The organism is Nocardioides caeni, from assembly GCF_004912195.1.
Taxonomy (GTDB): Bacteria; Actinomycetota; Actinomycetes; order Propionibacteriales; family Nocardioidaceae; genus Nocardioides; species Nocardioides caeni.
In genome coordinates, this window is the sequence record NZ_STGW01000001.1 from 241,073 (window position 1) to 265,423 (window position 24,351).

General features: G+C 71.0%; 27 protein-coding genes and 1 tRNA gene. 18 read left to right on the forward strand and 10 right to left on the reverse strand.

Going from position 1 to position 24,351, the window contains the following annotated elements; translation table 11 throughout:
* The 5 genes from E9934_RS01170 to E9934_RS19805 all read left to right on the forward strand — a co-directional run.
* A partial coding sequence (locus E9934_RS01170; RefSeq protein ID WP_158294884.1) for a 3'-5' exonuclease occupies window positions 1-1,109 on the forward strand: 1,109 nt, incomplete at its 5' end.
* A 124-nt stretch (window positions 1,110-1,233) separates the two neighbouring features.
* Entirely contained in the window at window positions 1,234-1,509 is a 276-nt protein-coding gene (locus E9934_RS01175; RefSeq protein ID WP_136560994.1) for a hypothetical protein, read from the forward strand.
* Between the two features lie 150 nt (window positions 1,510-1,659).
* Entirely contained in the window at window positions 1,660-1,926 is a 267-nt protein-coding gene (locus E9934_RS01180; RefSeq protein ID WP_136560995.1) for a WhiB family transcriptional regulator, read from the forward strand.
* A gap of 61 nt (window positions 1,927-1,987) precedes the next feature.
* The gene (locus tag E9934_RS19800; protein ID WP_162851522.1) at window positions 1,988-2,146 is read left to right on the forward strand and encodes a hypothetical protein; all 159 of its coding nucleotides are present in this window, start codon (window positions 1,988-1,990) and stop codon (window positions 2,144-2,146) included.
* 162 nt (window positions 2,147-2,308) lie between these two features.
* Window positions 2,309-2,473, forward strand: a complete 165-nt coding sequence (locus tag E9934_RS19805) for a hypothetical protein (RefSeq protein WP_162851523.1) — start codon at window positions 2,309-2,311, stop codon at window positions 2,471-2,473.
* A 21-nt stretch (window positions 2,474-2,494) separates the two neighbouring features.
* Here the strand turns inward: E9934_RS19805 and E9934_RS01185 are convergent, their stop codons facing one another.
* Complete coding sequence (locus E9934_RS01185) at window positions 2,495-3,394, reverse strand: hypothetical protein (protein WP_136560996.1); 900 nt, start codon at window positions 3,392-3,394, stop codon at window positions 2,495-2,497.
* A 128-nt stretch (window positions 3,395-3,522) separates the two neighbouring features.
* A complete protein-coding gene (locus tag E9934_RS19810) occupies window positions 3,523-3,681 on the reverse strand; it encodes a DUF5679 domain-containing protein (RefSeq protein ID WP_162851524.1) in 159 nt (52 codons plus the stop codon).
* A 138-nt stretch (window positions 3,682-3,819) separates the two neighbouring features.
* On the opposite strand from E9934_RS19810, the gene E9934_RS01190 reads away from it, so the two are divergent.
* The 3 genes from E9934_RS01190 to E9934_RS01200 all read left to right on the forward strand — a co-directional run bounded on the left by E9934_RS01190 (window position 3,820) and on the right by E9934_RS01200 (window position 6,758).
* Window positions 3,820-4,641, forward strand: a complete 822-nt coding sequence (locus tag E9934_RS01190) for an enoyl-CoA hydratase/isomerase family protein (RefSeq protein ID WP_136560997.1) — start codon at window positions 3,820-3,822, stop codon at window positions 4,639-4,641.
* A 372-nt stretch (window positions 4,642-5,013) separates the two neighbouring features.
* Window positions 5,014-6,063, forward strand: coding sequence for a PHP domain-containing protein (locus tag E9934_RS01195; protein ID WP_136560998.1), 1,050 nt, complete (start codon window positions 5,014-5,016; stop codon window positions 6,061-6,063).
* A gap of 134 nt (window positions 6,064-6,197) precedes the next feature.
* Complete coding sequence (locus tag E9934_RS01200) at window positions 6,198-6,758, forward strand: M48 metallopeptidase family protein (RefSeq protein WP_136560999.1); 561 nt, start codon at window positions 6,198-6,200, stop codon at window positions 6,756-6,758.
* A gap of 10 nt (window positions 6,759-6,768) precedes the next feature.
* Here the strand turns inward: E9934_RS01200 and E9934_RS01205 are convergent, their stop codons facing one another.
* Together E9934_RS01205 and E9934_RS01210 are read right to left on the reverse strand one after the other, a co-directional pair.
* Window positions 6,769-7,311 (reverse strand): NUDIX hydrolase, encoded by a 543-nt coding sequence (locus E9934_RS01205; RefSeq protein WP_136561000.1) that lies wholly within the window; start codon window positions 7,309-7,311, stop codon window positions 6,769-6,771.
* Window positions 7,308-8,687, reverse strand: a complete 1,380-nt coding sequence (locus E9934_RS01210; RefSeq protein WP_136561001.1) for a zinc-dependent metalloprotease — start codon at window positions 8,685-8,687, stop codon at window positions 7,308-7,310. The genes E9934_RS01205 and E9934_RS01210 overlap by 4 nt, the downstream gene beginning before the upstream one ends.
* Before the next feature lie 79 nt (window positions 8,688-8,766).
* Here E9934_RS01210 and E9934_RS01215 point away from each other — a divergent pair, with 79 nt between their 5' ends.
* From E9934_RS01215 to E9934_RS01245, 7 genes are read left to right on the forward strand one after another with little or no spacing between them, the layout of a single operon-like run.
* Window positions 8,767-9,195, forward strand: a complete 429-nt coding sequence (locus tag E9934_RS01215; RefSeq protein WP_136561002.1) for a molybdenum cofactor biosynthesis protein MoaE — start codon at window positions 8,767-8,769, stop codon at window positions 9,193-9,195.
* A 58-nt stretch (window positions 9,196-9,253) separates the two neighbouring features.
* Window positions 9,254-9,598: a hypothetical protein gene (locus E9934_RS19885; protein ID WP_193556850.1), complete on the forward strand. Its 345-nt coding sequence runs from the start codon at window positions 9,254-9,256 to the stop codon at window positions 9,596-9,598.
* 59 nt (window positions 9,599-9,657) lie between these two features.
* Window positions 9,658-10,695 carry a YlbL family protein gene (locus E9934_RS01225; RefSeq protein WP_136561003.1) on the forward strand — a complete coding sequence of 346 codons (1,038 nt, stop codon included), beginning with the start codon at window positions 9,658-9,660 and terminating at the stop codon, window positions 10,693-10,695.
* A 45-nt stretch (window positions 10,696-10,740) separates the two neighbouring features.
* Entirely contained in the window at window positions 10,741-11,337 is a 597-nt protein-coding gene (locus E9934_RS01230) for a PPA1309 family protein (RefSeq protein WP_136561004.1), read from the forward strand.
* Window positions 11,334-14,324, forward strand: coding sequence for a UPF0182 family membrane protein (locus E9934_RS01235; RefSeq protein WP_136561005.1), 2,991 nt, complete (start codon window positions 11,334-11,336; stop codon window positions 14,322-14,324). Before E9934_RS01230 ends, E9934_RS01235 begins: the two co-directional genes overlap by 4 nt.
* Window positions 14,321-14,749: a limonene-1,2-epoxide hydrolase family protein gene (locus E9934_RS01240; RefSeq protein ID WP_238694681.1), complete on the forward strand. Its 429-nt coding sequence runs from the start codon at window positions 14,321-14,323 to the stop codon at window positions 14,747-14,749. Before E9934_RS01235 ends, E9934_RS01240 begins: the two co-directional genes overlap by 4 nt.
* 34 nt (window positions 14,750-14,783) lie before the next feature.
* The gene (locus E9934_RS01245; RefSeq protein WP_136561006.1) at window positions 14,784-15,398 is read left to right on the forward strand and encodes a trimeric intracellular cation channel family protein; all 615 of its coding nucleotides are present in this window, start codon (window positions 14,784-14,786) and stop codon (window positions 15,396-15,398) included.
* Here E9934_RS01245 and E9934_RS01250 read toward each other — a convergent pair whose 3' ends face one another.
* The 4 genes from E9934_RS01250 to E9934_RS01265 form a co-directional block, all read right to left on the reverse strand.
* Window positions 15,399-17,690, reverse strand: coding sequence for an arylsulfatase (locus E9934_RS01250; protein WP_136561007.1), 2,292 nt, complete (start codon window positions 17,688-17,690; stop codon window positions 15,399-15,401).
* Window positions 17,691-17,761: 71 nt separating this feature from the next.
* Window positions 17,762-19,270, reverse strand: a complete 1,509-nt coding sequence (locus tag E9934_RS01255; RefSeq protein WP_136561008.1) for a carbohydrate-binding domain-containing protein — start codon at window positions 19,268-19,270, stop codon at window positions 17,762-17,764.
* A 46-nt stretch (window positions 19,271-19,316) separates the two neighbouring features.
* On the reverse strand, window positions 19,317-20,087 hold the full coding sequence (locus E9934_RS01260) for a polyphosphate polymerase domain-containing protein (RefSeq protein WP_136561009.1): 771 nt from the start codon (window positions 20,085-20,087) through the stop codon (window positions 19,317-19,319).
* Window positions 20,084-20,683, reverse strand: coding sequence for a DUF4956 domain-containing protein (locus E9934_RS01265; protein ID WP_136561010.1), 600 nt, complete (start codon window positions 20,681-20,683; stop codon window positions 20,084-20,086). The genes E9934_RS01260 and E9934_RS01265 overlap by 4 nt, the downstream gene beginning before the upstream one ends.
* A 154-nt stretch (window positions 20,684-20,837) precedes the next feature.
* Between E9934_RS01265 and E9934_RS01270 the strand changes: the two genes are divergently transcribed.
* Window positions 20,838-20,911, forward strand: a tRNA-Met gene (locus E9934_RS01270).
* Between the two features lie 149 nt (window positions 20,912-21,060).
* The gene (locus E9934_RS01275) at window positions 21,061-22,053 is read left to right on the forward strand and encodes a tyrosine-type recombinase/integrase (protein ID WP_136561011.1); all 993 of its coding nucleotides are present in this window, start codon (window positions 21,061-21,063) and stop codon (window positions 22,051-22,053) included.
* A 25-nt stretch (window positions 22,054-22,078) separates the two neighbouring features.
* On the opposite strand, the gene E9934_RS01280 is transcribed toward E9934_RS01275, so the two are convergent.
* Complete coding sequence (locus tag E9934_RS01280) at window positions 22,079-22,549, reverse strand: hypothetical protein (RefSeq protein WP_136561012.1); 471 nt, start codon at window positions 22,547-22,549, stop codon at window positions 22,079-22,081.
* Window positions 22,546-23,118, reverse strand: coding sequence for a TetR/AcrR family transcriptional regulator (locus tag E9934_RS01285; protein ID WP_136561013.1), 573 nt, complete (start codon window positions 23,116-23,118; stop codon window positions 22,546-22,548). Before E9934_RS01285 ends, E9934_RS01280 begins: the two co-directional genes overlap by 4 nt.
* 63 nt (window positions 23,119-23,181) lie before the next feature.
* Here E9934_RS01285 and E9934_RS01290 point away from each other — a divergent pair, with 63 nt between their 5' ends.
* Window positions 23,182-24,348, forward strand: coding sequence for a zinc-dependent alcohol dehydrogenase (locus E9934_RS01290; protein ID WP_136561014.1), 1,167 nt, complete (start codon window positions 23,182-23,184; stop codon window positions 24,346-24,348).
* The last annotated feature ends 3 nt before the right edge of the window (window positions 24,349-24,351 follow it).

Genomic DNA, 24,351 nt, shown 5'->3' on the forward strand with positions numbered 1-24,351 from the left:
TCGCGGGTCAGGCGGACGAGGTCGCGGAGGCGGCGGCGGTGGCCGACCGGATCGTGCGCTTGCACCGCGCCGGCACGCCCTATCGGGAGATGGCCGTGCTCTTCCGGATCAACGCCCAGTCCGAGGGCTTCGAGGACGCGCTGACCGACCGCGGCATCCCCTATGTCGTGCGGGGCGCCGCTCGCTTCTTCGATCGGCGAGAGGTCCGTGAGGCGGTGACCCGGCTGCGTGGTGCGGCACGGTCCGGCGAGGACGGCGCCGGCGCCGACGGCGGATGGGTCACCGCGGTGCGCGCCGTGCTGGCCGGCATGGGCTGGGCTGCGGAGCCGCCGAGCGCCCGTGGTCAGCAGCGAGACCGCTGGGAGTCCTTCCAGGCGATCCTCGACCAGGCGGAGGAGTTCGCCAGCCACGAGGGCGTCGAGGGGTCGCTGGCGGGCTTCGTCGCCGAGCTCGACCGGCGCGCCACCGAGCAACACGCCCCGACGGCCGACGGCGTCACCTTGGCGACCTTCCACGCAGCCAAGGGGCTGGAGTGGGACGCCGTGTTCTGCTGCGGCGCCCAGGACGGCACGTTGCCGATCACCTACGCCTCCGAGGCCGGTCCCGACGCCGTCGAGGAGGAGCGGCGGCTGCTCTATGTGGGCATGACCCGCGCGCGACGCGAGCTCACCGTGTCGTGGTCCGCCGCCCGCAACCCTGGCCAGGCGCCTCGCCGCACTCCTTCACGCTTCCTGCTCCCGCTGCTGCCGGCGAGCCAGCAGCCGCAGGCGAAGACCCGCAGCTCCAAGATCGCCCGCTGCCGTGAGTGCCTCCAGCCGCTGACCACGGCCGCCGAGAAGAAGCGCGGCCGCTGCGCCCACCATCCCGTCCGCTATGACGAGGGGCTCTTCGAGCGCCTGCGGGCCTGGCGGCTCGAGACCGCCCGGACGGCCGGCGAGGACGGGAAGTCGCTGCCGGCGTACGTCGTCTTCACCGACGCCACGCTCGAGCTGATCGCCGAGCAGAAGCCGGCCTCGCTGGCCGCGCTCAAGCGGATCAACGGCGTCGGCGACAACAAGATCGAGCGCTACGGAAGCGCCGTCTTGGAACTGATCTCAGAAAATTCCTGAAATATCCAGTAAATGATTTGCGCGCCCTCGTTGGCGCGCACTACCTTCAACGAACCAGATTCAGTCTGCGCATCACGGCCTTGGCACGGCCGGCGCCCACACGGCACCGAAGGAGGTGGCACCCATGGAGAACATCACGATGAACCCGATGACGATCCCGTCCTGCTGGCAGCTCGCGCTGTCCGCCTGCGACCAGGCCACCTTCGCCCTCGCGACCCTCGAGGTCCAGGGCATTGCCGTGCGTCCGATGACGGACGTCGCTCGCGCGACGTTCGCCTTCGACGCTGTGGCCGCCACGGACGTCAAGCGCGAGCGCGCCGCCACCGGCACGGACCACGACGGCACGATCAACGCCGCCGTCGCAGTCCCGGGCATCGCCGCCTGGAGCCCACCGAACTGACACCCCTCAGCTCGGCAGCCTCCAGGCCGCGGAACCCGACACCGGGATCCGCGGCCTTCGTGTTTCTCAGGACCTGAGAGACACCTGGGTCGCAGGTCCCTCGATGAAACCGACCACGCGATCAGGTCAACGAAGAGGAGGTGAAAGCAGATGACGACCAGTGTTCTCGAGCCGACGCTGGACGAGCTGCTGCCGTGCCGGCTGAACGACGCGGAGCTGTGGTTCGCCGAGTCCCCGTCGGACGTCGAGTCCGCGAAGGCACTGTGCCTGGACTGCCCGGTCCAGCAGCTGTGCCTCAGCGGCGCCCTCGAGCGGCGCGAGCCGTGGGGCGTCTGGGGAGGCGAGCTGTTCCTGTCCGGCGTGGTGATCCCGCGCAAGCGGCCCCGGGGCCGGCCCCGCAAGGACGCGGCCGCCTGAGCCCACACCAACCATCCATCACCGCACCAACCCTCACGAACGGATACCAACCATGTACCACATGCACACAGAAGCACTCGTGCGCGCGGAGATGTCCGCGCGCCTGGGAGAGGCGCCACTGCCGCGCGAGGCCACCCAGATGGCCCGCGCCCGCCGCTTGAGCCGCAAGGCCGAGCGGGCAGCGCAGCAGGCACGTCTCGCCCTCGCTCGCGCTCTCTGAGGCCCTCGCGGGCCGCAGCGAGACCAGAATTCGCTTCCGACCTCTTCGGGAGCAGCACCTGATCGCGGGTGAGCACGGAGGCCGGTCCGGGAGATCCCCGGGCCGGCCTTCTCGGCATTTCGGAGCAGCTCCAGGTCGTGGGGCGGTCGTAGGCTGGCGCTCATGCCCGTCACCTGCGACTTCTGCGGCACGACGAGGGACGGCGACGAGCCACCGATCACCTGGACCAGCGCCGTCGAGCGCGGTCGGCAGCGGCTCTTCTGCGACCGGTGCTCCCGCGAGCACCTGCGCTCGATGGAGGCCAAGCTCGACAGCGAGTGGTGGTGACCGGCTCGGCAGCCTCCAGGATCAGGGCAGCTCGATCCAGGCGTCCCAGGCGCACCCGCACTCGGGGTGCCGGCCCCACTCGGTGACCAGCGGTCCACTCCGGGGACCGAAGTCGGCCGTGGCCGACCACGTCGAGGGCCGGTCGCCCTCGACGAAGCGCGCAAGGTCGCGGGTGGCCCACGCCAGGGCCATGAGATCGAGTACGTCGTCGCGCGGGGGCCACTGCTCGGCGTCCTGGCGGGCCGCCTGGCACAGCAGCAGCGGTCGGCGGGGGTCGGGGAGGGCCTCATGGGCGTCGACGCAGCGCAGGCAGGCCGTCCGGCCGGGATCGACGAACGGGCCGACCCGCATCCCGGCGCCGGCGCCACTCACGACCAGGTGGGGCATCGCACCCTGCACGAGCGGGTCGACGCGCTCGCGATCGAGCACGCCGCTGGCCACCACCAGGTGGGCGGCGGCCTCCATCGGTCTGGCTGGCACGCGCCTGAGCCCCGCCCGGCGGATCAGGTCATCGATCAGCGGCTCCAGCATCCGCTCCACGGTCGGATCGATCTCGACCGCGACGCTCGCCGCGGCGCGCGCGGCGAGTCTTCGCTCCGCGTCCCGGCCGAACTGTGCGCGCACCGTCGGGCGGACTCCGGACTCGGCGTCAGCCGTCGCACGGACCTCGACGACCAGCTCGGCGGCATCCAGCCGGTCGACGACGCGGGCGAGCTCGACCGGTGTCTCGTCGATGTCGAGGGAGGCGCCGCCGGGCTGACGCAGGAGATCCAGGAGGCGTCGTACGTCGGGGGTGTCGAGGATCCGCACTTCGGTGGACGCGCCGGCCGGGTGGTGGAGGCCGACCTGCAGGAGACCGGGCTCGCGGAGCAGGACCGGCGTGCCGGGTCGGAGGGTCAGGCGCTGCGTGCTGGTGCCCATGGCCGCCAGCGTGGCAGCGCTGGGCCGTCGTCCGCTGACGTCATCCACAGGCGCTCTGGAAACGAATCGCGGGCGGTCGCCACCCGGAGGTGACGCCGCCCGCGATCGTCGGACTGGTAGCCGGTTGCTCAGGCCTTGCCCAGGATCCGGTTGAGGTTCGTGCCGCACTCGGGGCAGACGGCCTTGGCCATCCGGGTGCCCTTGTCGTTGACCTTGACCTCGCCCTCCGCCTCACGCTTGGCCTTGCACTTCACGCAGTAGAACTCGCCGCTCCAGGTCTCCGCCATGACGGCCTCCTTGCTTGTATTTCTTCTTCGGTCGTCGCGACGGGGGACATCGGGGAAGCCCGCCGGGGTCCGGAGTCTGGCTCCGAACCTCCACGACCCTACGGCACGCACGTTCAGACGCGCAGTAGCGTGCCCGGTATGTCTGAATCGGCTCTGAAAACGTCCAGCCACCTGGCGCTGACCCATCTGCGCCTGGAGCGGCCCTCCGAAGGGGTCGCGATGCTGGTGCTCGACCAGCCCGAGCTCCGCAACGCGATGAGTGACGAGATGACCGAGTCGTGGGTCCGGGCGGTCGATCACCTCGCCGCCGACCCGACCGTCCGGGCCGTCGTGGTCACCGGTGAGGGGCGCGCCTTCTGCTCCGGCGGCAACCTCTCCTGGCTGGCCTCGGAGCCGGATGCCACCGTCGACGGACTGCGCGCCCGGATGCTGCCGTTCTATCGCGCATGGCTCTCGATCCGCCGCCTCGAGGTGCCGACGATCGCCGCGATCAACGGCGCAGCGATCGGGGCGGGACTGTGCCTCGCCCTGGCCTGCGACATCCGCCACGCCGCGCGCGGGGCGAAGCTGGGGGTGCCGTTCACGCGCCTGGGGCTCCATCCGGGCATGGCGGGCACCTACCTGCTGCCCGACGTCGTGGGCTCCGCTGCGGCCCGTGATCTCTTCCTCACCGGGCGACTGGTCGAAGCAGACGAGGCTCTCGGACTCGGCCTGGTGTCCCGGGTGACGGAGCCGGACACCTTCCTCGCGGACGTCGTGGAGACGGCGGCGGGCATCGCCGGCGCGGCCCCGATCGCCACCCGCCTGACCAAGGTGGCGCTGCAGCGGCCGCATGCGAGTCTGGAGGCGGCCCTGGACTGGGAGGGCCTCGCACAGCCGACGACCCTCGCCACCGAGGACCTGCTCGAAGGCATCAGGGCGGCTCAGGAGCGTCGGGCGCCGCTGTTCGGCGGTCGCTGAGTCGTGCTGTCGACCGGAGACGCAGCGAAGCCCCCGGAGCCGCGGTGCTCCTCGCTTGCCTTCCCCTTGCGAGCGAGGTGCTGCGGCCACGGGGGCCTCGTTGGGTACGACGCTAGGCAGCCCGGTGGGGTCGGGTCAATCCAGTGATGCGGCACCCTGTGGATGAGGCTGTGGACAGATCTGTGGACGACGGCGGGGATCGGTGGACGGACGGGGAGGATCGGTGAGTCCGATGTGGGACGACGTGGTGGAATCGCCGACTCAGGAGGCGCATTCGCCCCTGCTGACCTGCGAGGACACATCCCACAGGTTCTTCCACTGCCTGTGGACAAAAGAAAATCGCGAACGGAGAAGTCGCGTGAGGCGGGTCACATGAGCGAACGGTCCACGTACGACGGCTCGCCCGTCGCGGCGTTGCGCCGGATCGCGTTCCTGCTCGAGCGCGGTCGGGCCGACAGCTACAAGGTCAAGGCCTATCGCGGGGCAGCCTCGGCGATCCTCCCGCTGCCCGCCGACGAGATCGAGCAGCGGGCCGCCTCCGGCACGCTCACCGACCTGCCCGGGGTCGGCGCGAGCACCGCGCGGGTGATCGGCCAGGCGGTGGCCGGCGTACTCCCGGACAAGCTGGCCGAGGTCGAGGCGGAGTACGGCGCCCCGCTGACCGCTGACGGAGCAGGCTCCACCCTGCGCGCAGCGCTCCGGGGCGACCTGCACTCGCACTCGGACTGGTCCGACGGCGGCTCGCCCATCGAGGAGATGGCAATGACCGCGATGGAGCTCGGCCACGACTACCTCGTCCTGACCGACCACTCGCCGCGACTCAAGGTGGCGCGCGGCCTGTCGGCGGAGCGACTCTCGCGCCAGCTGGAGGTCGTCGAGGCGGTCAACGGGCACCTTGGCGCCGCCGGCTTCCGGCTGCTGCGCGGCATCGAGGTCGACATCCTCGACGACGGCGGGCTGGACCAGACCGACGAGATGCTGGCCCGGCTCGACGTCCGCGTGGCGAGCGTGCACTCCAAGCTCGCGATGGAGTCGGACGCGCTGACGAGGCGGATGGTCGCGGCCGTGCGCAACCCGTTCACCAACGTGCTCGGCCACTGCACCGGTCGCCTGGTCACGGGCAACCGCGGGACCCGGCCGGAGTCCCGCTTCGACGCGCGGGTGGTCTTCGAGGCCTGCGCCGAGGCGGGGGTGGCGGTGGAGATCAACTCGCGACCAGAGAGGCGGGACCCGCCGACGCGCCTCCTGGAGCTCGCCCGGGACATCGGCTGCCTGTTCTCCATCGACAGCGACGCCCATGCCCCGGGCCAGCTCGACTACCCGCTCCTCGGCTGCGAGCGTGCCGAGGCCGCGGGCATCGAGACGGACCGGATCGTCAACACCTGGCCCGTGGAGCGGCTGCTGGAGTGGGCGAGGCCCTAGCCGCGTCCGGCGTACTCCTGCGAGAAACCGGCCCACCTCGTGCGAGAAACCGGCGTACTTCGGGTGAGAAACCGGCGTACTTCGGCGGGACACGCCTCCCACGTCGGGGGGCGGGGGAGTCGTAGGGTCGGGCCATGCCCAAGGCGAGGGTGGAGGTGCGACGGTCGGGTCGGCGACGACGGACCGTGTCGGCCTACCGGGACGGCGAGACGATCGTCGTGCTCATGCCCGACAACCTCTCGGTCACCGAGGAGCGGGCGTGGGTGACGCGCATGGTGGGGCGGATCGAGCGCAAGGAGCGCAAGGCGTCGGCGCCGCGGAAGTGGACCGACGACGACCTGATGGCGCGCGCGCGACGCCTGAGCGACGACTTCCTGGGCGGGCTGGCCGAGCCGGAGACGGTGCGTTGGGTCGGGAACCAGCGGGCGCGGTGGGGGTCGTGCACGCCCAAGGACCGCACCATCCGGCTCTCCGAGCGCCTGCAGCGGATGCCCGACTGGGTCATCGACTACGTGATCGTCCACGAGCTGGCGCACCTCATCGAGCCGCACCACGACGAGCGGTTCTGGGGCTGGGTGGCGCACTACCCGGCGGCGGAGAAGGCCAAGGGCTACCTGGCGGGCTGGTCGGACGCGGAGGGCATTGCCCGCCCGCCGTCGGAGCAGGTCGAGCTCGCCGAGGGCGAGCTGGAGTAGCGGCTCAGCATCAGCAGAGGATCGCCCGGGCCCGCGCGATCAGCGCATGCATGGCCGGCTCGAGGTCGGGCAGGGCGTCGACCGGCCACCAGCGGACCGCGAGCGACTCCTCGCTCACGACCGCGCGCGCCGTCGCATCGGTCCGCGCGACATAGCGCACGTCGAGGTGGTCGACCTCGCCGCGGTCCCCACAGAACGGCACGGTGTGCAGGTCGAGCTGGACCGGGTCGGGATGGAAGTGCAGGCCGTCCAGCCCACTCTCCTCACGGGCCTCACGCTGCGCCACGGCGAACAGCGTGGGGTCCTGGTCCTCCGCGTGACCGCCGAAGTGGAACCAGCGACCCGCCTTGCGGTGCAGGTTGAGCAGCACCTGCTCGCCGGAGGCGTCGATCACGAGGGCGCCGCCCGTCACGTGGTCCGGGTACGACGAGCGCCACATGCCGTCCGGAGTCGACTCCAGGTGGTCGACGTAGCGGCGGCGCAGCCCTTCCTCGACGTCGTCGGGCGCCTGCCAGGCGCGCAGCACCCGCAGGGCGTCGGCGTGGAGCGTCACTCGGCGGGGGAGTCGGTCTCGCCGGCGTCCCCGGGCTCGCCGGTGTCCCCGTTGTCCCCGAGGAGCTTGCGCAGCTCGGCGTCGAACTCGTCCTCACTCAGCTCCTCGGGCGGCGTGGCGTCGGCCCGGAACGACAGCGGGTCGTCGAGGTCGGCGGCGGTCGGCAGCAGGTCGGGGTGCATCCACACGCCGTCGCGCGCCTCGGGGCCGGTGCGCGTGCGCAGTCCACCCCACAGCGTCGACGCGTCGCGCAGCCGGCGCGGGCGCAGCTCGAGCCCGACGAGAGCCGCGAACGTCTGCTCCGCGGGGCCGCCGGCCGCCCGGCGGCGACGGACCGCCTCACGCAGCTTGGCGGCGGCGGGCATCCGCTCCTCGGTCGCCTGGCCGACGACCTCGTCGACCCAGCCCTCGACGAGCGCGAGGGCGATCTCGAGCCGGGAGAGCGCGGCCGTCTGCGCGTCGGTCTGCGGCGGGTCGAACAGGCCCCCTTCGATCAGGCCCTGGACCGACGACAGGTCGCTGGGGTCGATGTTGCGCAACTGGTCCTGCACCTTGTCCTGCATCTGCTGGACGTTGATCTCCAGCCCGCGCGCGTAGTCGGTGACAGCGCCGATGAGGTGCTCGCGCAGCCACGGCACGTGGGCGAACAGTCGCTGGTGGGCCGCCTCGCGCAAGGCGAGGTAGAGGACGACGTCGTCCTCGGTGACGTCGAGCCCGTCGGCGAACGCGCGCACGTTGCTCATCACGAGCGCGGCCTTGCCTGGCGCGCCCAGGGGGAGGCCGACGTCGGAGGCGGTCAGCACCTCCCCGGCCAGCGCCCCCAGGCCCTGGCCGATCTGCATCGCGAGCATGCCGCCGATCGCCTGGCCGATGATGCCGACGAGGGGTCCGGCAGCGGCGCGCATCTCCTCGGGCAGGCCGCTGGCGAGGCTGGTGACCGAGCGGGCGGCGACGGGCTCGACGAGCACCGCCCACACCGGCTGGGTCTCGACCAGCCACTCGGCGCGCGACCACGCCGCCGTCGTACCGACGCCGGAGGGGAACTCCGTCGCCGCGTCGAGCCAGTGGTCGGCCAGCCGGAGCGCATCGGCGACCCGGTCGGCGTCGCGCGAGGAGGGCGACGGGTCGGGCTCCTGGGCGATCTGCTTGCGCGCCATGTCGGTCGCGGCCGGCCAGTTGAGCGGGCCGTCGTGCGGCTGCATCAGCGACTGCAGCTGCTGGAAGAACGCCATCCCGCCGGCGCCACCGAGGCCGGGAAGGGCGCCGCCCGGGAACGCGCCGCCGAGGGCGCCGAAGATCTGCTCGAAGGGCGTGCCCTTGAAGGGGTTGGGCTGCTCGTCGTCCGGACCGCCGGTGTCTCCCGGGTTGCTGCTCATGCCCCTGAATTTACGCCGTCCCGCCAACCGCCGCGCCGGCCGCTCGGGTCCGGGGCGCGGGCACTCATAAGGTGGGACCATGAGCCACGCTGCGGTCCGTCTCGTCGCGATCTCCGAGCAGCCCCTCGATGTCGCCGAGGTGCTGGCCGCGCTGGACGATCCCGCATCGGGCGGTCTGGTGCTCTTCGTCGGCCGGGTCCGCGACCACGACCACGGACGCGGCGTGACCGGGCTGTCCTATTCCGCGCACCCCAGCGCCCTCGAGCGGTTGCAGGAGGTCTGCGACCGCATCGCGGGTGAGTTCGACGTCAGCGGGGTCGCCGCCGTCCATCGGATCGGTGACCTGGCGATCGGCGACCTCGCCGTCGTGGTCGCGACGACCGCCGGACATCGCGGATCGTCCTTCGAGGCCAGCCGTGCGCTGATCGACACACTCAAGGACGAGGTGCCGATCTGGAAGCACCAGCTGTTCTCCGACGGGACCGAGGAGTGGGTGGGCAGCCCGTGAACCCTGCGCACCGCGTGTCCTGACCGATCCGCCCCGTGGTCCGACCTACCCTCGAGTGATGGAGGTCCTGTTCTGGCTGCTGCCCGCTGCCGTGGTGACGATGGTCGCGATGGTCGTCGTGGGCTGGTGGGGCCGGGACGGACGCGGCGAGGTCGATCGCGAGACGGCAGCCCGCCGCCTCGGCGAGGCGCTGGAGCGTGACCGCGGCAAGCGACCCGGCTATGCCGTGCCGTCGCGGGAGCGTGAGCGCTCCTCGGGCATCGCGATCCGCGCGTCCCGGAGTCGCCCGGTGGTGCTGCCGGGAGAGCCCCTGGAGCCCGCCGACGCCGAGTCGGTGACGGTCGTCGAGCCGGTGGGCGAGGACGGCGACCGCGATCACGCGCAGGACCGCCGGGCCTCCTGACCTTTCCGCGGACCCCCTCGTCCACCGTGACGTTGGTGACGTCTGAGAGGGTAGGCGCCATGAATCAGCGCCTGATCGCCGCGTGCATCGCCGCGCCCCTGGTGCTGATCCTCGGCGGCCTGGCACTGGCGGTCCCGTTGCCCTATGCCTCCTACAGCCCCGGCCCCACCTTCGACATCCTCGGACAGGACTCCGACGAGGCCGAGGTGATCCAGGTCGACGGGCACGAGGCCTACTACGACGAGGGTCAGATCCGCTTCACCACGGTCATCGCGTCGTCGTACGACGACCGGCTGGCGCTCGGCGACGCGATCTCGCGCTGGCTCGACCGTGACAAGGCGGTCGTGCCCTATGACGTCGTCCACCCGCCGGACTCCAGCGCGGAGGCCGAGAAGGCCGAGGGCGCCGTCCAGATGACCAACTCCCAGGACGTGGCGAAGGCCATTGCCCTGATCGAGCTCGGCTACGACCTCAAGACGGCCGTGAAGGTCGCCGCGGTCGACCCCGAGGGACCTGCCGAAGGCAAGCTGCTGGTCGGTGACCTGATCAGCAAGGTCGACGGCAACGCCGCCAACTCGACCGAGGAGCTGGTCGCGGCCGTGCAGACGCACGACGACGGCTCCCTGGTCGAGCTCCTCGTCAAGCGCGGCGACAAGGAGCTGACCGTCCGCCTCCTGCCCGAGGAGGTCAAGGGCACACCGCGCGTCGGGATCTCGGTGAGCACCGGCTTCGAGTTCCCGTTCGACATCACGCTGCGGGTCGACCCGACCGTGGGTGGCCCCAGCGCGGGTCTGATGTTCTCGCTCGCCATCTATGACACGCTCACCCCGGGCTCACTCACCGACGGCGCCACCATCGCCGGCACCGGCGAGCTGCGCGCCGACGGCTCCGTCGGTCCCATCGGCGGCATCCAGCAGAAGATCGCCGGCGCCGAGCAGGCGGGAGCCGAGCTGTTCCTCGTCCCGCCGGACAACTGCGCGGACGTGGCCGGCCTCGACCCCGACCTGCGTCTGGTCCGGGTCGAGACCATGCATGACGCCCGCGTCGCGATCGAGGCGTGGGTCGCCGACCCGGACGCCGACCTGCCCGCCTGCTGACGACCGCCGACCACCCCGCACCAGGCCCAAGGAGACGAAGCGCAGATGGACCTCGAGCTCGACGTCGACCCGGCCCTGGCCGCTGCCGTGCTGGAGATCGAGGCCCACTACGCCCGCGCCGGCTGGGACCAGCCGGCGCGGCTCTATGCGCTGGTCGACACCGCCGAGCTCGTCGAGCACGAGCCGGCGCTCGCCGCGTCGCTGGGGCTGGACGCCTCGACCGAGCGGGGCTCGCTGACGCCGGTCGAGCAGGAGGAGCTCCCGGACGGCCAGGAGCTCGAGCACGTGCTGCCCGGCATCGTGTGGCCGGAGGTGGTCGCCGGCTGCGCGGCCGTGGTGGAGCGTCTCGTGCTGCCCCCGGCGGCCGACGGCCAGGTGCCGGCGGACCGCGCGGCGGCGCTGGAGTTCGCCCGCGAGCACCCCGACGCCGAGGACGTGCGGATCGTCGCCGGTGTGACGCGACATGGGGCGGCGTACTGCGCGCTGCGGCTGCGCAGCGAGGACGACGACATGGCCGTGATGGGCGGTCCCGACCTGGTCCCGGCGCTGCTGGACCTGTTGCGGGAGACCCTCAGGGGGGATCAACCAGATGTGCAGGATGAGCCGGGCGACCCGGCAGAGCCGAGGGGTGGCAACTCATGAGTGACCTTTTCGACGAGGACCCGGACCGCCCCGCGCCCGAACGTCCTGGGCGTCGCGCCCGCGCCGCCGTCATCACCGGTGTGGTGCTGCTGGTCGGCTTCTTCCTGCTGACGGCCTTCGCGTCGATCTACACCGACCGGCTCTGGTACAAGGAGGTCGGCTACACGAGCGTCTTCAGCACGATGCTGTGGACCAAGGTCGGTCTCTTCCTCGTCTTCGGCGGGTTCATGGCCGCCGCGGTGGCGACGAGCATGCACCTGGCCTACCGCTTCCGCCCGCTGTTCAGGATGTCGGGCGGCGACGCCAGCGTGGAGCGCTACCGCGACGCCGTCACCCCGATCCGTGGCTGGCTGCTCGCGGCGGTGGCCCTCGTCGTCGGGGCCTTCGCCGGCACGTCGGCGATCGGCCAGTGGCGCACCTACCTGCTGTGGCGCAACGGGACGGACTTCGACCAGAAGGATGCCTACTTCAAGAAGGACATCGGCTTCTACGTCTTCGACCTGCCGTGGTGGAACTTCGTCGTCGACTTCGCGCTCGCGGTCGCGGTCGTCTCGTTGCTCGCCACGGCGGTCGTGCACTACCTCTTCGGCGGCATCCGGCTGCAGCAGACGCACGACCGGCTCTCCGGCGCGGCCCAGGTGCAGCTGTCGGTACTGCTGGGCTGCTTCGTGCTGGCGAAGTCGGTCGACTACTGGTTCGACCGGTTCGACCTGGTCACCGACGACCACAAGCTCTTCACCGGCATGAACTACACGGGCGAGAACGCCCTGCTGCCCGCGCGCAACATCCTCGTCGGCGTCGCGCTGATCTGTGCCGTGCTGTTCTTCCTCAACATCTGGCGCCGCACCTGGCAGCTGCCCTCGGTCGGTTTGGCGCTCCTCGCGCTGTCGGCCGTGCTGCTGGGCATGATCTGGCCGGCGATCGTCCAGAACTTCCAGGTGCGCCCGTCCGAGGCGGACAAGGAGAGCTCCTACATCCAGGAGAACATCGACTCCACCCGCGAGGCCTATGGGTTGAGTGACATCGAGACGACGCCCTATCAGGGCACACCCACGGAGAACCAGACGCCCAAGGACGGTGCCAACGTCCTCGCCCAGTTGACGAACACGCCGGTCGTCGACCCCAAGCAGGTTCGCGAGATCTTCCAGCAGCGTCAGCAGTTCCGCGCCTACTACTCGGTCGCCGGCGTCCTCGACGTCGACCGCTACACCATCGACGGCAAGGAGGTCCCGCTCGTCCTCGGCGTCCGTGAGCTCGATCAGTCCGGCCTCAACGCCTCCGACCAGAACTGGTCGAACCTGCACACCGTCTACACCCACGGCGAGGGCCTCATCGCGGCGTACGCCGAGCGAGTGTCCTCCGACGTCGCCAACGGCCGGATCGTCTGGGCCGAGGGCATCAGCTCGGACGGCACCGACGGAGCCAGCGACCTGACTGACGCCGAGGAGTTCGAGACCCGCGTCTACTTCGGCGAGATGAGCCCGTCCTACTCGGTGGTGGGGAAGGCCAGCGGCGGAAATGACGTCGAGCTCGGCCTGGCCAATATCGCCGACCCAGAGGCGACGCCGGCCGAGCAGCGCACGACGTACGACGGCGCAGGCGGCGTGCCGGTCGGCAGCGCCTTCAACCAGCTGATGTATGCGATCAAGTTCGGCGAGCCCAACTTCCTGCTCTCGGGTCGGGTCAACGACAGCTCGAAGGTCATCTACAACCGCAAGCCGGCCGAGCGGGTCGAGAAGGTCGCCCCGTGGCTCACGGTCGACGGCGACCCCTACCCCGCGGTGGTCGACGGGCGGATCCAGTGGATCGTCGACGGCTACACCACGACGGACCGCTACCCGAACGCCCAGCGCGAGTCGTTCGAGACGATGGTCGAGGACTCGCTGCAGCAGGACACCGGTCTGCAGACGATCCCGACCGACGAGGTGAACTACGTCCGCTCCGCGGTGAAGGCCACCGTGGATGCCTACGACGGCACCGTCGATCTCTATGAGTGGGACGAGGAGGACCCGATCCTCCAGACGTGGATGAAGGCCTTCCCGGGCACGGTCAAGGACCGCTCGGAGATCGGCGACGAGCTGATGGAGCACCTGCGCTATCCCGAGGACATGTTCAAGGTGCAGCGCTACCAGCTCGCGCGCTACCACGTCACCGATGCCGGTGACTTCTACTCCGGACAGGACCGGTGGGAGGTGCCGGAGGACCCGACGGTCTCCCGCCAGGTGTTCCAGCCGCCGTACCGTCTCTTCTCGACGGCAGCAGACGGCACCAACGACTGGTCGCTGACGTCGGTCTTCGTCCCCTATCGCAAGGGAACCCTCGCGGGCTACCTGCAGGTCAATTCCGACGCGCTCTCGCCCGAGTTCGGCAAGCTCCAGGTCCTCGAGATGACCGACCAGAACGCCCAGGGCCCGGGGCAGGTCGCCAACCAGATGCAGAACGATGATGTGGTGCGATCGGCCCTGACCGCGTTCCGGGTGAACAACTCGACCCCGCCGCAGTTCGGGAACCTGCTCACACTGCCGGCCGGAGATGGCCTGATCTACGTCCAGCCCGTCTATGCCATTCGAAGCAGCGGCTCGTCCAACTTCCCGATCCTGCAGTTCGTGATCGTCAAGTACGGCGAGGAGGTCGGCATCGCCGGCAGCCTCCCCGAGGCGCTCGGAAACGCGCTCGGTGTCGATCTCGACACAGGACAGGGCACCGACCCGGAGCCGGGCGGCGAGCCCGACCCGGGCGGCGAGCCCCAGCCGGGCGAGGAGCTGACGCTCGACGAGCAGATCGCGGAGGCGCTGCGGGACGCCGAGGCGGCTTTCGCGGCGGCGGAGACGGCGCAGGCCGCCAACGACACCGTGACGTGGGCGGAGGAGCTGGAGAAGGCGCAGGCCGCCGTCGAGAAGGCGATCCGGCTGGCCGACCAGCGCGACGGTGCGGAGACGCCGGCCGCCGACGACGAGGCCGCCGCCGACGGGGAGGCGGCCGAGTGAGCGTGCGCAGCGACGAGCAGGTGGTCGTCGAGGCGTTCCTGGCCGCCCTGGAGGAGCTCGACGTCGACGGCGCGGTGGCGCTGTGCGGCGACGACGTCGTCTACCAGAACGTCCCCCTGCCGCCCGCGCGCGGCCGGTCCGCCGTCGCCAAGCAGCTGCGCACCATGATGAAGGTCGGCACCGGTTTCGAGGTGGAGATGCGCAACATCGCCGCCAACGGGCCGGTCGTGCTGACCGAGCGGGTGGACATCCTGCGGCGTGGCTCGTTCGCGATGGAGTTCTGGGTGTGTGGCACGTTCGAGGTGCGGGACGGGAAGATCGTGTTGTGGCGCGACTACTTCGACTGGCCGACCTTCCTCGCCGCCGGCGTCAAGGGCGCCGGGCGGGCCGCGGTCGGCGCCGTGACGCGCCGGCTGGGTCGCTGACGCACCCCAGCCACGACAGCTGCGGGGTGACGCCGTGCTGCTGACCCTCGACCTCATCGGCATCCTCGTCTTCGCCGTGTCCGGCGGTCTGCTCGCGGTCCGCAACCAGCTCGACATCGTCGGCGTCATCGTCCTAGCGATGGCCACCGGCCTCGGCGGTGGAGTGATCCGCGACGTGATCATCGGCAGCGTGCCGCCTCCGGCGATCGCCGACTGGCGCTACCTGCTCGCGCCGGTCGTCGCCGGCCTCGTCGTCTTCTTCTGGCATCCCGCGGTCGGCCGTTTCGAGCGGCTCGTCAACGTCTTCGACGCCTTCGGGCTCGGACTGTTCTGCGTCGCCGGCGCCCTCAAGGCCGAGGAGTTCGGATTGGGACCGGTGCCCTCGGCCGCGCTCGGGCTGGTCACCGGGGTCGGCGGCGGCATCATCCGCGATCTCCTGGCGGGCCGGATCCCCACAGTGCTGCGCAACGGCGAGCTCTATGCGATCCCGGCCCTCGCGGGAGCCGCCGTCGCGGCCACCGGCGTCGAGCTCGGTGTCGAGCCGGTGATCATCGCCGCACCTGCTGCCGCGGTCACGATCGTGTGGCGCCTGTTGGCCATGCAGCGCGGCTGGTCGGCCCCCGTCGCCCGGCTGAGTCCTCCGGAGTAGTCACTCCGTCCGCAGCAGCGCGGCCAGCTGAGCGGCCACGTCGTCGGCCGTGAGCGGCTTCGGCCACTGGTGGAAGGTGAGCGTGTGCAGCGTCCCGGTCCACGGGAACGGCGGCGCGTAGTCGTCGCTGACGGGGAAGCCGTCGTCGTGGCCCAGCCGCAGGCCACCCCCGCCGATCTGGAGGCCGCTCGCGCCCATGCCGTCGGGCAAGGGGCCGCGGGCCACCACGGCGCCGTCGACGAGGAGTACGCCGCACGCCTCCGCGGCGAGGTAGCGGAAACCGACACGGTGGCGCCCGGCCGTCAGCCGGACGTCGGAGCGGACGGCATGTGCGGTGCTGGTCGTGTTGAGGAGCATGGTCGGCCGGCCGTCGAGGACGACCAGGGCCCAGCCGTTGCTCCAGTCGCCGATCGCCGCGAGCACGCCGGAGCCGCCGTCGTCGGGCACCGTCACGTCCGCCTCCACCAGCGCCCCGAGCGCGAGCGACGGCACCGCCTCGTCGGCCAGCGCCGTACCGCCGGGATGCAGGACCAGCGGGACGGGTTGCGGCCACAGTGGCGGCTCCATCGCCAGGACGCGGCCCTGCAGTGAGTCCTGGATCGGCAGCACCTGGTGGCGCTCGGCCTCCGCCCACCAGGCCTCCTCGAGCTCGCGGACCACGTCGGGGTGCGCGTCGGCGAGGTCGTCGGCCTCGGCGAAGTCGTCGGCCAGGCGGAAGAGGCTCCAGCGGTCGGCGGCGAGGTCGCGGCTCCCCGGCAGCACCTCCTCGGCCAGCACGCCGCCGGAGACGTGGTCGGTGGTCGCCTTCCAGCCGTCGTGGATGATCGAGCGTGAGCCGAGCATCTCGAAGTACTGCGTCGTGCGGACGTCGGGTGCGCCGGCGTCGGCGATGGCCTCGGCCATCGAGTGCCCGTGCACGGGCTGCTGGACGACCCCGTCGACCGCTTCCGGCATCGTGACGCCGCAGGTCTCGAGGATGGTCGGGAAGAGGTCGATGATGTGCGCGAGCTGCGGCCGGACACCGCCGTCGTGCCCGGGCGCCGTCGCGGGCGGCTTCACGATCAGCGGGGTGCGCGTGCCGCCGAGCCACGTGTAGCGCTTCCACAGCCGGAAGGGCGTGTTCCCCGCCCACGCCCAGCCCCAGGGGTAGTGGTTGTAGGAGCGGAAGCCGCCGATCTCGTCGATCCCGGCGAGGTTGTCCTCCAGGCTGTCCGGTACGCCGAAGCCGAACCGGTGCTCGTTGATCGACCCGGTCGGGCCGCCCTCCGCGCTGGCACCGTTGTCGGAGGACAGCACCACCATCGTGTTGTCGAGGACGCCGAGGGCCTCCAGGCCGTCCAGCAGGCGGCCGAGGTGGTGGTCGAAATGGGTGAGGAAGCCGGCGTACACCTCCTGGAAGCGCGCGAAGAGCCGCCGCTCCTCGTCGCTCAGCGCCTCCCAGTCGGGGATCCACTCCGGCCGCTCGGACAGCACGGTGCCCTCGGGGACGATGCCGGCGGCGAGCTGGCGGGCGAAGACCTCCTCGCGCCACCTCTCCCAGCCCTGGTCGAAGCGGCCGGCGTAGGCGTCCGACCACTCGGGCGGCACCTGGTGGGGTGCGTGGGCGGTGCCCGGCGCGAAGTAGAGGAAGAACGGCTTCTCGGGGGCGGCGTTGTGCTGGTCGACCAGCATGCGCAGCGACTCGTCGACGAGGTCCTCGGTGAGGTGGTAGCCCTCCTCCGGCGAGCGTGGCGGTGCGACGGGGGAGTTGTCGCGGAAGAGCGTGGGCGTCCATTGGTTCGCGTCGCCGTGGATGAAGCCGTAGTAGCGCTCGAAGCCCTGCGCCAGCGGCCAGGTGTCGAAGGGGCCGGCGGCCGAGCGTTCGTCGCGGGGCGTGAGGTGCCACTTGCCGACGCACATCGTGCTCCAGCCCTCGTCGCGAAGGACTCGGGCCACCGTGGCGGCCGAGCGGGGGATCCGGGCGGAGTAGCCGGGGAAGCCGGTCGGCAGGTCGGTCAGCATGCCCATGCCGACGGCGTGGTGGTTGCGACCGGTCAGGAGCGCGGCGCGGCTGGGCGAGCACAGCGCCGTGACGTGAAACCGGTTGAAGCGCACCCCGTCCGCGGCAAGGCGGTCCATCGTGGGGGTGGCGATGTCGGAGCCGAAGCAGCCGAGCTGAGCGAAGCCGACGTCGTCGAGGAGCACCACCAGGACGTTGGGCGCGCCCGCGGGCCGAGGGCGGGGCGGGTGCCAGGCGACGGAGTCGGCCATGGTCCGCCCGATGACGGGCCCGGTGGGCTCGGCTGCGCTCATGCGACGACTCCTTCTGCTGCGCGGGACAGATCGTAGACCGAGGTCTACGACCTGTCAGGAGGGCCGCGCCGTCACTGCGGCGGAGCGCCGCCGCCCTGCGGACCGCCGCCCGTGCCGCCCATGCCTCCGCGGCCGCCAGCGAACTCGCCGGCCGTCACGGTGGTCGTGGAGACGCCGTCGACCTGCACGTCGTACGTCGTGCCGTTGGTCAGGCCCGCGACCGAGAGGACGAGCGCGGTGGTGTCCCTGGTGGCGGTCTGGGTCGCGAGCGTCGTGCCGCCGGCGACGAGGGCGATCTCCTGGCCGGCGCTGACCGTGGTGCCGAGCTCGACTGCGACCCAGGCCTGCGTCGAGTCGGTGCTCGGGGCGCTGGAGAGGCCGCCGGTGGCGGCGAAGGAGCCGCCGGAGATGGTGAGCACGCCGTTGACGTCGATCGATCCGTCGCCGCCCCCGCGGGCGCCGCTGTCGATGACGGTGCTGCCGCCCGTGATCGTCGCGTCCCCGTTGGAGTCCAGGCCATCCATGCCCGAGGTGACGAGGACGTCGCCCCCGCTGATCGTGAGGAGGACGCCGTCCTGGGCCTCTTCGCCGCCGTCTCCGGCTGTCGCGTTGAGGCCGTCCTCGGAGGCAGTGACGTCGACGTCGCCGCCGACGAGGGTGATCTGCGCGGCCTCGAGGCCCTCGACGGAGGAGGCGACGGTCAAGGAGCCGTCGGCCACGTTGAGGGCGCCGACCGCGTCGATCCCGTCGTCGCCCGCGTCGATGGCGACGCTGCCGTCGTCGAGCTGGAACCAGCCGAGCGCCTTCGCGTTGCCGCTCGAGGTCGCGGTGCTCTCGTTGTCGGCCTTGAGGCCGTCCCCACCGGCGTCGACGGTGATCGTGCCGTCCTCGACGACCAGGTAGTCCTTGCCACGGATGCCGTCGTCGACCGCGGTGACGCCGAGGGTCCCGCCGAGGATCACCAGGCCGTCCTTGCTGGCGATGCCGTCGTTGCTCGCTCCGGTCACGGTCAGCTGCCCGCTGCCGGCGATGGTGAGGTCGGCCATGGAGAAGAGCGTCGCGGTCGGGGCATCGTCCTCCTCGTCGTCGGCCGCGGCTGCGGCGCTGTCGGCCAGCGTGTTGGTCGACCCGTCAGCCAGGATCACGACCGCCTCGTCGGCCGCCGTGATGACCAGCGGCGACGTGGTGCTCGAGGTGAGGTCGACGCCGTCGAGGACGATCAGCACCTTGCCCTCGGCGCTGCTGTCGACGACGACCTGGCCGTCGGAGAGCTCTCCGGACAGCACGTAGGTGCCGGGGGCGGTGATGGTCACCGTGTCGCCCTCGACGGTGACGGCATCGCTGCTGGAGCCACTGGCCGTGCTGGCGCCGTCGGCCAGGGAGATGGTCGTGGCGTCCGCGGCGTCGTACTCCCCGTCGTCGGGGTCGGCGTGCGTGTCGTCGATGGAGGCGACGGTGCCGGCGCTGATGGTCGTGATGCTCGTGTCGTCGCCGGTGGCGTTGCAGGCGCTGAGGGCGGCCAGGGTGGTGGCGGCGACGAGGGCCGCGGTGATCCGGCGGCGCAGGGGCGTGCGGGGCATGGTGGGTCCGTTCTGGTGTGTGGGGTGGTCGGTGGTGCCGCTGCGGTCAGGCCGCACGCGGGACACTCAGCTGGCGGTCGAGGGTGTGGTGCCACTTCAGGCGCGGCAGGGACGGGTGGAGCGCGGCCATGCCGACGCCGTACTTCGAGATCCGGCTGGGCCGGTGACCCAGTCGCCAGAGCAGCCGGTCGACCGCTGAGGGGGTGGATCCCGTCTTGGTCTCGACGATCGCGAGGCCCGGCCGGTCCAGGTCGCGCCCGTGGGGGAGGGCGGTCCAGCCGAGGTCGACGTCGATCGTGACGCGACTGTCGGACTCGGGGAGCAGGAGGGTGCTGCGCAGATAGCCGGTGGCGAGCACCGGCCGCAGCTGGGCCGCGAGCCCGGCGCCGATGATCGAGCCGACGTATTCCTCGCCGGCGGCGGTCAGACCGCCGACGAGCTCGGCATCGGGATGCTCGATGCGCTGCTTGAGGTTGTGGTCGCGCGGCGCGCGGGTCTTGACCTCCAGCCAGGAGCCGCCGGTGTCGAGGTAGCTGCGGGTGCGGACCTTCCAGCGGCGCCGCTGGCCGCGACCGGCGGTGAGGAAGCTGTCGAGGCTCGGGGTGTCGAGGTACGTCGACCGGTAGCCGAAGCTGCGTCGCCCGTCGATCTCGAGGACTCGGGTCGTGGCCGGCGCGAGGGCGATGACCTGCCGCGCGGTGGCGACCGGCAGCACGTACTTGCGGTCGACCCGCGCCAGGAGCGCCGCTCGTTCGACGAGCTCCTCCAGGCCGATGGGCGCGAGGGTGTGCAGCTGCTCGCTGGCGATCGTGGTCATCGGAGCATCTCCTGGGCCGGCATGCCGGCCGCTCGCTGCTCTCGGCGGGTGGGCGAGCGCGGGTGGTGCCGCACGCTGACCAGGGTGGTGTCGTTGACGAGGTCGGTGCGGTCCACGCGGAAGGAGTGGATCGTCGTACCGAGGCGGACGGTGAGCTCCTCGCGCAGCTCCTCCTGGTCGGTGATCGCTCGGTCGAGCAGCAGCTGCTGCGTCTGCGTGCGTTGCCCGCCCATGACCGTGTCGCCGATCGCGACGGCAGCGAGGATCGCCGCCATCAGCCCGACGTCGACCAGCGTGGGTGACTGGTCGATGCCCGCCAGGAGTCCGAGCGCCAGAGCGGCGAAGTAGTAGGCGATCTCGCTCTGGGCCAGCTCCTCCGACCGCAGCCGGATGAGCGACAGGATGCCGAACAGCCCGAGACCCAGCCCCGCGCCGATCGTCGACGTCGCCAGGGCCGCCGCCACCGCCATCACCCCGACGTTGACCGTCAGGAACGCGACGACCAGCTCGGGTCGACGGTGGCGGGGGAGGAACAGGCCGAGGACGAGGATCGCGATGGCGACGAGGTCGACGGCATAGAGGGCGTAGGGCGACATGGGGCAGGACTCCTGGACTCGTTGGGTGAACGAGATCCAGTACGCCCGATCAGGTTGTCCCGGGCCTCGGATGATCCTGTGAGCCTCTTGTGAACGCAGGTGAGCTTGCCGATTTGGCTGCTGTCATGCGATCCCGTAATGTTCTTCTCACCGACGCGGGGTGGAGCAGCTCGGTAGCTCGCTGGGCTCATAACCCAGAGGTCGCAGGTTCAAATCCTGCCCCCGCTACAAGATCAGGCCCGGGATTCAGTGAGAATCCCGGGCCTGAAAGCATTTGAGAATTGATCCCTCCACCACAAACCCTCCTTTCGGGAGGTACGTCGCGACCCCGGCCTCCGTTCGCCCGAGTCTGGGGGAGCCGTCGCCGAGATTGGCGCATGACATCTCCACTCCCTGCCCCCGCTGAACCGTCGCTGCCCCTCGCCCGCACAGGGCTTACTGCCACCGATGCTGAACGCATCGCCACCGCCGTCGACGCGGAACTGGCCGCATCGACCCGCGAGACCTACGCCTGCGGGTGGCGGCAATGGGAACGCTGGTGCTCCGGGAGGGGCATCCAGCCGCTGCCGGCACCACCCGAAGGGGTCGCCGCGTTCCTAGCCGAGCGCGCCGAGGCAGGCGTCCACTTCAGCACGCTCGACTGCTACTGCTCCGGCATCGCCCACCGCCACCGACAGGAGGGCCTGTCCGACCCCACCGCCGACTTCCTCGTCCGACGGGTCCGGCGAGGGCTGCGCCGGATCCTCGGGGTCGCGCCGATCCGCCAGGCTCATCCGCTGACGGTCGCCGAGCTTGGCCAGATCGTCGCGTCCATTGACACCGATGACGCCAAGGACGTCCGCGACCGGGCCATCCTTCTCCTCGGGTACGCCTCCGCGATGAGGCCCGGTGAGATCTCGGCGCTCAACGTCGAGGACCTCCAGCACTTGCCGACCGGCATCCTGATCACCATTCGCCGCTCCAAGACCGACCCAGATGCCCAGGGCCAACTGGTCGGGGTCGCCCGCGGGGACAACCGGCTCACCGACCCGATCCGCGCCCTGGATGCGTGGCTCAAGGTCCGCCCGTCAGGCCCGGGTGCACTCTTCACGCGCGTTCTGTACCGAAGGCACCCCACCAGTGAGCGGATCGGCCCGCGGGCGATCAGCAGAACTGTGCAGGAACGAGCCAACGCGGCCGGCTTCGACGGCGTGCCGGTCTCAGGGCATTCGCTCCGCGCCGGACACGCCACCACCGCGGCCGTGAACGGCGCCCCGATCGACAGGATCGCCGCACAGACGCGACACCGCGACCTCGGCACACTGCTCAACCACTACATCCGGCCCGCCGAGGCGATGGCGACCACCACCAGCCGCGACCTCGGACTCTGACGGCACACCAGCCGGCGATCCGGCGTTACTTCGCAGCGGCCTTGGCGAGCGCGAAGTGGCACAGGTAGCGCAGCCGTTCGCCGTCTCGGTAATGAGAGGTGGCCAGGTAGAGGCCTTCGTCGATCGCGACGAGCTCGTCGTGGAACCGGCGGATGTAGCCAGGGTTGTTCGCGTTGTCGTGGTCGAGGAACACCACGTCCCGGTCGCTGAACAACGACTTCGCGACGCGGGCGGTGAACCGGAATCGCTTGACCTCCAGCGGCCCGACACCCAGCCGGTTGAAGCCCGTGACGGTGCCGTGGTCGTCCGGCTCGAAGAGCTTGCCGCGCCACGGGCGGAGGTCGCGGACGAGCGGCCGGCCGAGGCCGCCATTGAGGACGGCGCCATCGATGCTGCCGCTCAGTTCATCCAGGCTGGGGACGGATCCTCCTGCGTGGAGGGCGCGAAGATCCTGCCCGCGAAGGGTGGCCAGGCGGGAGCGGGGCGAGGTGCTCATGCGGGGGGCGTCAGCATCGGAACGATCCGGGCGCGCACAGTGTCGATCGGGTCGGTCGATCGCTTGACTCGGGACATGGTGATCGCTCCTTCGAGGGCGCTGATGCAGAGCATCGCGAGGTCGGCGGCGGAGTCGGGTTCGTGCCCCGCTCGCGTGAGAACTGCGGTCAAGCCGGTGTGCCAGTCCTCGACGATCGAGCTGATCACTGGACCGAGCACGGGATCGCCGTAGGCCTCCTGGGCGGCGGCGCCGACGGGACAACCGGCCGCGAACTCCGTCGTGGCGAGCTGGTGCCTGTAGTAGTCGCAGATCCCCGCGAACACCTCATCGGGACGGGTGCCCTGGCTCGCTGCTTCGCGCAGGATCGTGGTGACGAGGTTGCCCGCCCAACCCAGCGCGTCGGTGAGCAGCTCGGCCCGTCCGCCGGGGAAGTGGAAGCCAACCGAGCCACGCGGACCCCTGCTGTGGCGTAGGACCTCAGCGATCGAGGTGCCTGCGACGCCCTTCTCTCGCAGCAGCAGGGCGGCGCTGGTGATCATGCGCTGCCGTGTGTCGGTCTTCACACCCACTTGACCAGCCTCCTCAACCTCGACATATGCTCTGTGACATAGCATAGCAAGGGAGCATGTGAAATGCGTGAACTGACCTTCGTTCGCACGGGCCACCTCGAGTGGCGCGAGCGGCCCGACCCCGCGATCAGCGAACCGACTGACGCGTTGGTCCGTCCGTTCGTCGCCAGCCGCTGTGACGGTGACTGCCTGCCGTTGCACCGGTCGGTGTCGCGCCCGATGCAAGCGGGGTTGAAGCTCGGCCTCATCGACCCCGTGGTCGCCTCGATCGTCGGCCACGTGCCCTTCCAGGGACCGTTCGCGATCGGCCACGAATGCGTGGCACAGGTGACCGCGGTCGGCTCCGGAGTCACGGGGCTCGCGGTCGGCGATGTCGTCGTCGTGCCGTGGGCAGTCTCCTGCGGCACCTGTGAGGCGTGCCAGCTCGGCTTGACCGCGAAGTGCTCCACAATGAGCGCCGACAGCCCCGGCCGGGAGCTGGCCGCCTTCGGGTTCGGTCCCGCATCGGGTGCGTGGGGCGGCATGGTCGCCGACGCGTTGCGCATCCCGTTCGCCGACCACATGCTCGTCAAGGTCCCCGAGGGGGTCGACCCGCTGCGTGTCGCGGCTGCCAGCGACAATCTCGCCGACGCCTGGCGCTCCGTCGTACCGCCGCTGCGTCAGCGCCCCGGCGGCCGGGTCCTGGTGATCGGTGGGGGAGGGCAGAGCATCGGCCTGTACGCCGCCGGCCTCGCGGTCGCGCATGGCGCGTCTGTCGTCGACTACCTCGACGACAGAGATTCCAGGCTCGAGGTCGCGGAGTCCTTCGGCGCGCGCGTGCACCGCGTCGACAAGGCCCGACGTAAGTCCGTGCTTCCCGCACTGCCTGGTCGATATGACGTCGCCGTCGAGGCCTCCTCGCATCCTCAGGGTCTGCGGGACGCTCTGCGGTCCCTGCGGCCTGGGGGGATCTGCACGGGGACCGGCTACTACCTCAGCCCGGGAACCAAGCTGCCGGTGATGGACATGTATGCCACCAGCGCGACCCTTCAGGTCGGTGTCTCACACGTGCGCCCGGTCCTCCCTGAGCTGCTCGACTTCATCGCCACCACCGGGTTCGAAGCAGAGCGGGTCACCAGCCTGGTCGCGGACTGGGACGACGCCCCCGAGGCCTACCAGGCCCACACCACCAAGCTCGTCCTCCATCGCCCGCCCCTCGGCACCATCCCGCAACCAGAGAGAGACTCATGACCG

What these genes read in the sequence shown, in the direction of transcription:
- E9934_RS01200 (WP_136560999.1), top strand. Translation starts at nt 6,198, where the DNA reads ATGCCCAAGGCGAGGGTGGAGGTGCGACGGTCGGGTCGGCGACGACGG.
- E9934_RS01275 (WP_136561011.1), top strand. Translation starts at nt 21,061, where the DNA reads ATGACATCTCCACTCCCTGCCCCCGCTGAACCGTCGCTGCCCCTCGCC.
- E9934_RS01225 (WP_136561003.1), top strand. Translation starts at nt 9,658, where the DNA reads ATGAATCAGCGCCTGATCGCCGCGTGCATCGCCGCGCCCCTGGTGCTG.
- E9934_RS19810 (WP_162851524.1), bottom strand. Translation starts at nt 3,681, where the DNA reads ATGGCGGAGACCTGGAGCGGCGAGTTCTACTGCGTGAAGTGCAAGGCC.
- E9934_RS19800 (WP_162851522.1), top strand. Translation starts at nt 1,988, where the DNA reads ATGCACACAGAAGCACTCGTGCGCGCGGAGATGTCCGCGCGCCTGGGA.
- E9934_RS01255 (WP_136561008.1), bottom strand. Translation starts at nt 19,270, where the DNA reads ATGCCCCGCACGCCCCTGCGCCGCCGGATCACCGCGGCCCTCGTCGCC.
- E9934_RS01250 (WP_136561007.1), bottom strand. Translation starts at nt 17,690, where the DNA reads ATGAGCGCAGCCGAGCCCACCGGGCCCGTCATCGGGCGGACCATGGCC.
- E9934_RS01215 (WP_136561002.1), top strand. Translation starts at nt 8,767, where the DNA reads ATGAGCCACGCTGCGGTCCGTCTCGTCGCGATCTCCGAGCAGCCCCTC.
- E9934_RS01280 (WP_136561012.1), bottom strand. Translation starts at nt 22,549, where the DNA reads ATGAGCACCTCGCCCCGCTCCCGCCTGGCCACCCTTCGCGGGCAGGAT.
- E9934_RS19885 (WP_193556850.1), top strand. Translation starts at nt 9,254, where the DNA reads ATGGAGGTCCTGTTCTGGCTGCTGCCCGCTGCCGTGGTGACGATGGTC.
- E9934_RS01235 (WP_136561005.1), top strand. Translation starts at nt 11,334, where the DNA reads ATGAGTGACCTTTTCGACGAGGACCCGGACCGCCCCGCGCCCGAACGT.
- E9934_RS01175 (WP_136560994.1), top strand. Translation starts at nt 1,234, where the DNA reads ATGGAGAACATCACGATGAACCCGATGACGATCCCGTCCTGCTGGCAG.
- E9934_RS01195 (WP_136560998.1), top strand. Translation starts at nt 5,014, where the DNA reads ATGAGCGAACGGTCCACGTACGACGGCTCGCCCGTCGCGGCGTTGCGC.
- E9934_RS01260 (WP_136561009.1), bottom strand. Translation starts at nt 20,087, where the DNA reads ATGACCACGATCGCCAGCGAGCAGCTGCACACCCTCGCGCCCATCGGC.
- E9934_RS01180 (WP_136560995.1), top strand. Translation starts at nt 1,660, where the DNA reads ATGACGACCAGTGTTCTCGAGCCGACGCTGGACGAGCTGCTGCCGTGC.
- E9934_RS19805 (WP_162851523.1), top strand. Translation starts at nt 2,309, where the DNA reads ATGCCCGTCACCTGCGACTTCTGCGGCACGACGAGGGACGGCGACGAG.
- E9934_RS01290 (WP_136561014.1), top strand. Translation starts at nt 23,182, where the DNA reads ATGCGTGAACTGACCTTCGTTCGCACGGGCCACCTCGAGTGGCGCGAG.
- E9934_RS01190 (WP_136560997.1), top strand. Translation starts at nt 3,820, where the DNA reads ATGTCTGAATCGGCTCTGAAAACGTCCAGCCACCTGGCGCTGACCCAT.
- E9934_RS01185 (WP_136560996.1), bottom strand. Translation starts at nt 3,394, where the DNA reads ATGGGCACCAGCACGCAGCGCCTGACCCTCCGACCCGGCACGCCGGTC.
- E9934_RS01265 (WP_136561010.1), bottom strand. Translation starts at nt 20,683, where the DNA reads ATGTCGCCCTACGCCCTCTATGCCGTCGACCTCGTCGCCATCGCGATC.
- E9934_RS01210 (WP_136561001.1), bottom strand. Translation starts at nt 8,687, where the DNA reads ATGAGCAGCAACCCGGGAGACACCGGCGGTCCGGACGACGAGCAGCCC.
- E9934_RS01230 (WP_136561004.1), top strand. Translation starts at nt 10,741, where the DNA reads ATGGACCTCGAGCTCGACGTCGACCCGGCCCTGGCCGCTGCCGTGCTG.